The 1,927-nt window shown below is 38.1% G+C and carries 1 protein-coding gene; it reads left to right on the forward strand.

The window, feature by feature from the left end; translation table 11 throughout:
• Positions 1 to 167 precede the first annotated feature (167 nt).
• Positions 168 to 1,880 carry an IS1634 family transposase gene (locus tag CI595_RS25710; RefSeq protein WP_095176470.1) on the forward strand — a complete coding sequence of 571 codons (1,713 nt, stop codon included), beginning with the start codon at positions 168 to 170 and terminating at the stop codon, positions 1,878 to 1,880.
• Positions 1,881 to 1,927: the final 47 nt, after the last annotated feature.

Here is a 1,927-nt window from a genome sequence, read left to right on the forward strand (position 1 = left end):
CCCGTCTTTGGGATTTAGCACTACAATCTTTAGAGGTTTATTTTATTACGAAACAGCCGCAGTCAGCATAAATGCTGGCTTTTTTTGTTTTTGAAAAACTTGACAAAAATCTTTTTTATATATTGACTATATAGTGCTATAGTGTTATAATGAAAGAGGGTGATTTTATGGCATATTTTTTAAAGAAAACTAAGAATAAAAAAGGCACTTATCTTCAAATTTATGAAAGTTATTACGATCCCGAACGCAAAGGCGGTGCTCATCGTTCTTATAAACCGATCGGCTATGTTCATGAACTACAGGCAAACGGCATTGAGGATCCTATTTCCGTATTTGGCGAAGAAGTACAAAAACTTAATCAAGAATACAAAAAGAAAAAACAGTCTGAAAAAGAACGACAGATATCTGAAGAATCTCCTGAAAAACTTCTTGGCTATTTCCCTTTGAAGAATCTCAATGATTCTCTCGGATGTAAAAAATATCTCGACCTTATGCAGACCGCAACGAATTTTCGGTTCAATATCTTTGATATGATGGCAACCCTCATTTATGCGAGAGTGGTCTGTCCCTGCTCAAAATTAAAAACTTATTTAGAGGTCATCCCCAAGCTGTTTGAAAGACACGACTTCTCCCTTGACCAGATCTATTCCGGTCTCGGATATATTGGTTCTGAATATGAAAAGATCATCGAGATCTTCAATCATCAAGTAGCCCTGAAGTATCCATTTGATACTTCCCACTCCTACTTCGACTGCACAAACTTTTATTTTGAGATTGACAAAGAAGATGATTTCCGGTTAAAAGGACCCTCAAAAGAAAACAAAAAGGAACCCATCGTCGGGATGGGCCTGCTCCTTGATGCAGACCAGATCCCTATCGGTATGAAACTGTATCCCGGGAATGAAAGTGAAAAACCAGTGATACGGGATATCATTGATGATCTGAAACAGCGCAGCCACATATCCGGCAGGACTATCCAGATAGCAGATAAAGGGCTTAATTGTTTTAACAACATCCTGCATGCCCTGAAAACAGGAGATGGCTACATTTTCTCGAAATCTGTAAAGACACTCCCGGAAACAGAAAAAACATGGGTACTTCTCGAGAATGATTATACTGATGTCAAAAACAAGAAAGGAGAAGTCCTTTACCGCATCAAAGATTGTGTGGATGATTTTTCATATACTTATACGGATGACAACGGACATAAGAAGACACTGAAACTTACAGAAAAACGTATTGTGACATTTAATCCAAAACTCGCTGAAAAGCAAAGATATGAAATCAACCGACAGGTGGAAAAAGCCCAAAAACTCAGATCATGTGAAGCAAAGAAAGCCGAATACGGAGATAGTTCCAAATATGTCACCTTTGTCCCTGCTGACAAAAAGGGCAAAAAAACAACTGGAAAGATCAAGGTGGAAATGAATGAAAAAGCAATAGAAAACGCAAAAAAGCTAGCGGGTTATAACATGATCATAACTTCTGAAACCCGAATGGAGGCTTCGGAAATCTATGCTGCTTATCATAATCTCTGGAGGATCGAGGAATCCTTCCGCATCATGAAATCCCAGCTTGACGCAAGACCGGTTTATATGCAAAAGCAGGAAACGATCACCGGTCATTTCCTCATATGCTATCTTTCTGTGCTGCTGACGAGGCTCTTACAGATACATACCTTAAAGGATGAATATGGCACAGAAGAGATCTTTGATTTTATACGTGATTTTAGGGTTGCCAGAATCGCTGACCGAAAATATATAAATCTAACCAGGAGTTCGTCATTTATCAAGGATTTATCTTCTCTGACAGGATTACCATTAACATCTTATTTTCTCGGAAATGAAGATATAAATAAAATGCTAAGTCATAGGTTCTAACCTATGGCTTAGCACTATTTTTTTACCTCAACTTCAAAAGACAGGTA

This window comes from Blautia hominis, from assembly GCA_002270465.1.
Classification (GTDB): domain Bacteria; phylum Bacillota; class Clostridia; order Lachnospirales; family Lachnospiraceae; genus Blautia; species Blautia hominis.